A 7,068-nucleotide genomic window follows, 5' to 3' on the forward strand; every position below is an offset into this window, starting at 1 on the left:
CCTGTGCTGGCGGCAGCTAGGAGCGAGGCTTGCCCGCGAAGGCGTCCTCAAGATCGCCTTCGCGGGCAAGCCTTGCTCCTACAGAAGCACTTATTTTTGATAGACTGCCCAACGCGCCGCTCACCCGGCGCGTTTTTTTTATTCCGGTTCACCCTTTGCGAGGGTAGCCACCTGGAGAAACACCCATGACACAACAGATTGTCGTGGCGGCACTGTATAAGTTCGTCACTCTGGAAGATTACGTTGCCCTGCGCGAGCCACTGCTGCAAGCCATGGTCGACAATGGCATCAAGGGCACGCTGCTGATCGCCGAAGAAGGCATCAACGGCACCGTGTCCGGCAGCCGCGAAGGCATAGACGGGCTGATGGCCTGGCTCAAGAACGACCCGCGCATGGACGACATCGACCACAAAGAGTCGTACTGCGACGACCAGCCGTTCTACCGCACCAAGGTCAAGCTCAAGAAAGAAATCGTCACCCTCGGCGTCGAAGGCGTGGACCCGAACAAACAGGTCGGCACCTACGTCGATCCACAGAACTGGAATGCGCTGATCAGCGACCCTGAAGTGCTGTTGATCGACACCCGCAACGACTACGAGGTTTCGATCGGCACCTTCGAAGGCGCCATCGACCCGAAAACCACCAGTTTTCGCGAATTCCCCGACTACATCAAAGCCCACTTCGACCCGGCCGTGCACAAGAAAGTCGCGATGTTCTGCACCGGCGGCATTCGTTGTGAGAAGGCCTCTAGCTACATGCTCAGCCAGGGTTTCGACGAGGTCTATCACCTCAAGGGCGGTATCCTGAAGTACCTTGAAGAGGTGCCGCAGGAAGAAACCAAATGGCAGGGCGACTGCTTCGTGTTCGACAACCGCGTGACCGTGCGCCATGACCTCAGCGAAGGCGACTACGATCAATGTCATGCCTGTCGTACGCCGGTAAGCGTCGAAGACCGCACGTCCGAGCATTACGTGGCCGGCATCAGTTGCCCGCATTGCTGGGATACGCTGAGCGAGAAAACCCGTCGCAGCGCCATTGATCGGCAGAAGCAGATCGAACTGGCCAAGGCGCGCAACCTGCCTCACCCGATCGGCTACAACTACAAGCAAACTCCTTCAGAGGCTTGAACCATGTCTGCCCAACGCCTGCTCTATGTGATGGACCCGATGTGTTCCTGGTGCTGGGGCTTTGCGCCCGTCGCCAACGCGCTGGTCGAGCAGGCGCAGGCCGCAGGGGTGGACGTGCACCTGGTGGTGGGCGGCTTGCGCACCGGCAGCGGCTCCGCATTGGAACCGACTACCCGGCGCTACATCCTTGAGCATTGGCAGGCCGTGACCCAGGCCACCGGCCAGCCGTTCAAGACCGAAGGCGCATTGCCTGACGGTTTTGTCTACGACACCGAGCCTGCCTGCCGGGCGTTGGTGACTGCGCGTAGCCTGGCGCCGGATTGCGCGTGGAAACTGCTCGGCCTCATTCAGCACGCGTTCTATGCCGAAGGCCGAGACGTCACCCACGCCAGTGTCCTGGTCGAGTTGGCCGAGAAAGCCGGCCTGCCGCGCATCGAGTTTGCGGCCGCGTTCGACCGTGCCGATCAGCACGCCGCGACTGCTGCCGATTTCACTTGGGTCCAGGACCTCGGCATCGCCGGATTCCCAACGCTGTTGGCCGAACGTAGCGGGCAACTGGCGCTGCTGACCAATGGCTATCAACCCTTGAGTGAATTGTCGCCATTGCTCGGTCGTTGGCTGGAGCGCGCTGCCTGTGCATGACCTGCCCGATGACACGCCAGCTCCCAAGCGTGTCGATCGGCTGAGTTGGGCTGAAATCCGGCGGCTGGCCCTTCACCATAAAAAATCCCTGTGGATCGCCAATGGCGTGGCGGTGCTGGCCACCCTGTGCAGCGTGCCGATTCCGTTGCTGCTGCCGTTGCTGGTGGACGAAGTGCTGCTGGGGCATGGCGATTCCGCGCTGAAAATCATGAACCACGCGTTGCCGGAAGGCTGGCAGAAAGCGGCGGGCTACATCGGCCTGATGCTGCTGGTGACCTTGTTGCTGCGCTGCGGCGCCTTGCTGTTCAACGTGGTGCAGGCGAAGTTGTTCGCGGCGCTGGCCAAAGACATCGTGTATCGCATCCGCATACGGCTGATCGAACGGCTCAAGCGTATTTCCCTGGGGGAATACGAAAGCCTGGGCAGCGGCACGGTGACCACGCACCTGGTCACGGACCTGGACACGCTGGACAAATTTGTCGGCGAGACACTCAGTCGATTCCTCGTGGCGATGCTGACGCTGGTCGGCACTGCAAGCATTCTGATCTGGATGCACTGGAAGCTGGCGCTTTTGATCATGTTGTTCAATCCGCTGGTGATCTACGCCACGGTGCAACTGGGCAAGCGGGTCAAGCACCTGAAGAAGCTCGAGAATGACAGCACCTCGCGTTTTACCCAGGCCCTGACCGAAACCCTCGACTCGATCCAGGAAGTGCGTGCGGGCAACCGACAGGGGTTTTTCCTCGGGCGTCTGGGGCAGCGGGCCCGGGAAGTGCGCGATTATGCGGTGACCTCACAGTGGAAGACCGATGCGTCGAACCGTGCCAGTGGCTTGCTGTTCCAGTTCGGCATCGATATTTTCCGCGCCGCGGCGATGCTCACCGTGTTGTTCTCCGACTTGTCCATCGGGCAGATGCTGGCGGTGTTCAGCTACCTGTGGTTCATGATCGGCCCGGTGGAGCAGTTACTCAATTTGCAATACGCCTATTACGCCGCCGGCGGTGCGCTGTCGCGGATCAACGAGTTGCTGGCACGCGACGATGAGCCGCAATACCCCGGCGGTGTCGATCCGTTTCAGGGGCGGGACACCGTGGGCATCGAAGTCCAGGGCTTGAGTTTCGGATACGGCGACGAGTTGGTGTTGAACCAGATGGACCTGTCCATCGCCCCCGGTGAAAAAGTGGCGATTGTCGGTGCCAGCGGTGGTGGCAAGAGCACCCTGGTGCAGTTGCTGCTGGGGTTGTACACGCCCCTTGCCGGGACCATCCGCTTCGGTGGCTCGACCCAGCAGGAGATCGGCCTGGAGACCGTGCGCGAAAACGTCGCCGTGGTCCTGCAACACCCCGCGCTGTTCAACGATACCGTGCGCGCCAATCTGACGATGGGCCGTCTGCGCAGCGACGAGGCCTGCTGGCAAGCGCTGGAGATTGCCCAGCTGAACCAAACGGTTCGAGAATTGCCTGATGGTCTGGACAGCATTGTCGGACGCTCTGGCGTGCGCTTGTCCGGTGGTCAGCGGCAACGGCTGGCGATTGCGCGGATGGTGCTGGCCGAACCCAAGGTGGTGATTCTCGACGAGGCCACCTCGGCGCTGGACGCTGCCACCGAATACAACCTGCACCTGGCGCTGGCGCGGTTCTTGAGCAACCGCACCACGCTGATCATTGCGCATCGGTTGTCGGCGGTGAAACAGGCTGATCGGGTGCTGGTGTTCGACGGCGGGCAAATTGCCGAGGATGGTGACCATCAGCAACTGATTGCCGAAGGTGGGTTGTACGCCAAGCTTTATGGCCATTTACAGCAGCATTAGTGACAGCCCGCGTCAGGTTTGCGGCAAGTGCATGCAAAATACGGGCGCTGGCTTGCCGGGATCGAATACGCACCCTAGTCTAGCTGTAGCGATCACGTTGGATGATGATCTGGCAGTGCTAATACAAGGGACCTCATGAAGCAAAAGCGGACTCTCGGAACCCCTAGGTTATTGGGCATCGTCTGGCCATTTATTGCCGTAGTGCTATTTCAAGCGCTGTTGGGCGGGGTCAGTCTCTATGTACTTTCGGCAGTTCGCGGCTATGTGGCCGGGGAGAGCCTGTGGTCCAAGGGCCAGAAGGACGCCATCTATTACCTCAATCTCTACGCGGACAGTCGCGACGAGGCCATTTTCCTCAAGTACCAGAACGCCATTGCCGTACCCCAGGGTGGTCACGAGTTGCGCGTGGCGCTGGATCACCAGCCACCGAATATCGAAGCCGCACGGGTGGCGATTCTCAAGGGTGGCAATCATCCCGACGACGTCTCCAGCGTGATCTGGCTGTACCTCAATTTCAGGCATTTCAGTTACCTTGAAAAAGCCATCGACCGCTGGACGGTGGGTGACGCGTATCTGGTGCAACTCGATAACGTCGCCCAAGAGATGCACCGGCGCATTACCGAAAATCAGGCGTCGGACGCCGACATCAAACGCTGGAAAGACCAGATTTTTGCAATCAACGATGGTGTGACGCCTGCCGCCACTGCCTTCAGCGATGCCTTGGGCGAGGGCTCGCGCTTGATTCTGCGCCTGCTGCTGGTCACGAACCTGGCCACGGCCCTGGGCTTGATTGCGTTAGCGTTGATGCGTACCCACAAACTGCTCAAACAGCGCCATGCCTTTGCCGAGGCCTTGCAGTTGGAGAAAGACCGGGCGCAGATCACCCTGCAATCCATTGGCGACGGGGTGATTACCACGGATGTCGACGGTGCGATCGCCTACATGAACCCGGCGGCCGAGGCGTTGACTCACTGGAAGGGCGAGCAGGCCATCGGCTTGCCGCTGGCGGCCTTGTTCAATCTGCTGGATGACAACGCTCAGGCTGACGGCTTTACCTTGATCGAGCACATATTGAGCGGTCAGCTCAGCGGCGCCAGCGAGCATTCCAAACTGATCCAGCGCCTTGACGGCAGCACCGTCTCGGTCACCCTGGTCGGGGCGCCGATCCGCAACGCCGACAAGGTCAGTGGCGCCGTGCTGGTGTTGCATGACATGACTCAGGAGCGCCAGTACATCGCCAATCTGTCCTGGCAGGCGACCCACGACGCCTTGACCGGGCTGGCCAATCGTCGCGAGTTCGAGTATCGCCTGGAGCAGGCGCTGCACAACCTGACCCGATACTCTGGGCGCCACGCCTTGATGTTCCTCGATCTGGACCAGTTCAAACTGGTCAACGATACCTGCGGCCATGCGGCGGGTGACGAACTGCTTCGGCATATCTGCGCGCTGTTGCAATCAGGCTTGCGCGAAGGTGACACGCTGGCCCGGCTGGGTGGCGACGAGTTCGGGATTTTGCTGGAAGACTGTCCGCCGGAAGCGGCCGAGAAAATTGCCGAGAGCCTGCGCCATACCGTGCAGAACCTGCACTTTGTGTGGAAAGGCCGGCCATTCGTCACAACGGTGAGCATCGGGATGGTTCATATCGCGCAAACCCCGACCACCCTCGAAGCCTCGCTGCGTGCTGCCGATATGGCCTGTTACATGGCCAAGGAAAAAGGGCGTAACCGTGTTCAGGTGTATAACGCCGATGATTCGGAACTGTCCCTGCGTTTCGGTGAGATGGCGTGGGTACAGCGCCTGCACATGGCCCTGGAAGAGGATCGCTTTTGCCTGTATTCCCAGGAAATCGCACCCCTTGGTCATACCGAACACGGCGGCGGGCATATAGAAATCCTGTTGCGTCTACATGATGAAGCCGGGCGCATGATATTACCGGACAGTTTTATTCCGGCTGCCGAACGTTATGGTCTGATGACCGCACTTGATCGTTGGGTGGTGCAGAACGTCTTTAAGATCATTGCCCAATGTATTGCCGAAGAGCGCAAAGGTCCTTTGGCCATGTGTGCGATTAATCTGTCAGGCACTACTATCGGAGATGACGCGTTTCTGGACTTCCTGAGGGAACAGTTTGTTGCATGGTCCATTCCACCTGAAATGATTTGTTTTGAAATTACAGAGACCAGTGCAATTTCCAATTTGGGAAGTGCAATTAGATTTATCAATGAACTCAAAGGTTTAGGTTGTCACTTTTCGTTGGATGACTTCTGCGCCGGTATGTCCTCATTCGCCTACTTGAAACATTTACCTGTAGACTTCTTGAAGATCGATGGAAGTTTCGTAAAGGATATGCTGGACGACCCGATTAACCGCGCCATGGTAGAAGTGATCAATCACATCGGCCATGTCATGGGTAAGCGCACGATTGCCGAGTTTGTAGAAACACCCCAGATCGAGCAGGCATTGCTGGAGATCGGGGTCGACTTCGCTCAAGGGTATGTCATTGAACGCCCGCATCTGTTTACCTGCGATAGTTTGCAAAGTCGTCCTGCCCGGCCTCAACCTTTGTTATTCAAGGCGCCCGGCACGTTCCGTTGAAATCTCTTGCTGATCCTAACAATCACAATCAAAAGGAGCCCGACAGTGATCGACACATTCAATCGAACCGGACCACTCATGGAAGCTGCAAGTTATCCCGCATGGGCGCAACAGCTCATCAAGGACTGCAGCGAGAGTAAGCGCCGGGTTGTCGAACACGAACTGTATCAGCGCATGCGAGACAATAAGCTCGGCGCAAAAACCATGCGGCAGTACCTTATTGGTGGCTGGCCCGTCGTTGAACAGTTCGCGTTATATATGGCACAAAACCTGACCAAGACTCGTTTTGCCCGCCACCCCGGTGAAGACATGGCGCGTCGTTGGTTGATGCGTAACATTCGTGTCGAACTTAACCATGCCGATTACTGGGTTAACTGGAGTCGGGCCCATGGGGTCAGCCTGGAAGACTTGCAGGCGCAACACGTTGCACCTGAACTTCACGCCTTGAGCCACTGGTGCTGGCACACCAGTTCGGCGGATTCGCTGATTGTCGCCATTGCCGCGACCAACTACGCCATCGAAGGTGCGACTGGAGAGTGGTCGGCATTGGTCTGTTCCAATGGTGTCTATGCGGCCGCGTTCCCGGAGGAAGATCGCAAGCGGGCCATGAAGTGGTTGAAGATGCACGCTCAGTACGATGATGCCCATCCCTGGGAAGCGCTTGAAATCATCTGCACATTGGCGGGCCTGAACCCGAGCAAATCCTTGCAAGTGGAATTGCGCCAGGCGGTCTGCAAGAGTTACGACTACATGCACCTGTTCCTGGAGCGCTGCATGCAGTTGGAACACTCTGAAAAGGCTCCGGTCGCGCGTGAGCGCATGGCATTGGCCGAAAGCTGATCCATAGGTATTACAGGCAAAAAAATGTGGGAGCGGCGTTGCGGCGATTCGAGC

At 58.4% G+C, this 7,068-nt stretch carries 5 protein-coding genes; all 5 read left to right on the forward strand.

The window, feature by feature from the left end; genetic code table 11:
• Nucleotides 1-185: 185 nt before the first annotated feature.
• The 5 genes from QMX98_RS30515 to QMX98_RS30535 all read left to right on the forward strand — a co-directional run bounded on the left by QMX98_RS30515 (nt 186) and on the right by QMX98_RS30535 (nt 7,014).
• Nucleotides 186-1,127, forward strand: coding sequence for a rhodanese-related sulfurtransferase (locus QMX98_RS30515; protein WP_010461707.1), 942 nt, complete (start codon nt 186-188; stop codon nt 1,125-1,127).
• A gap of 39 nt (nt 1,128-1,166) precedes the next feature.
• On the forward strand, nt 1,167-1,769 hold the full coding sequence (locus QMX98_RS30520; RefSeq protein WP_169858238.1) for a DsbA family protein: 603 nt from the start codon (nt 1,167-1,169) through the stop codon (nt 1,767-1,769).
• Nucleotides 1,762-3,579 carry an ABC transporter ATP-binding protein gene (locus tag QMX98_RS30525; protein ID WP_102595639.1) on the forward strand — a complete coding sequence of 606 codons (1,818 nt, stop codon included), beginning with the start codon at nt 1,762-1,764 and terminating at the stop codon, nt 3,577-3,579. The genes QMX98_RS30520 and QMX98_RS30525 overlap by 8 nt, the downstream gene beginning before the upstream one ends.
• A gap of 135 nt (nt 3,580-3,714) precedes the next feature.
• Nucleotides 3,715-6,174 carry an EAL domain-containing protein gene (locus QMX98_RS30530; RefSeq protein WP_077747964.1) on the forward strand — a complete coding sequence of 820 codons (2,460 nt, stop codon included), beginning with the start codon at nt 3,715-3,717 and terminating at the stop codon, nt 6,172-6,174.
• Between the two features lie 45 nt (nt 6,175-6,219).
• On the forward strand, nt 6,220-7,014 hold the full coding sequence (locus QMX98_RS30535) for an iron-containing redox enzyme family protein (RefSeq protein ID WP_077747963.1): 795 nt from the start codon (nt 6,220-6,222) through the stop codon (nt 7,012-7,014).
• Nucleotides 7,015-7,068 lie beyond the last annotated feature (54 nt).

The organism is Pseudomonas sp. PS02303, assembly GCF_029959925.1.
In the GTDB taxonomy this organism is placed as follows: Bacteria; Pseudomonadota; Gammaproteobacteria; order Pseudomonadales; family Pseudomonadaceae; genus Aquipseudomonas; species Aquipseudomonas mandelii.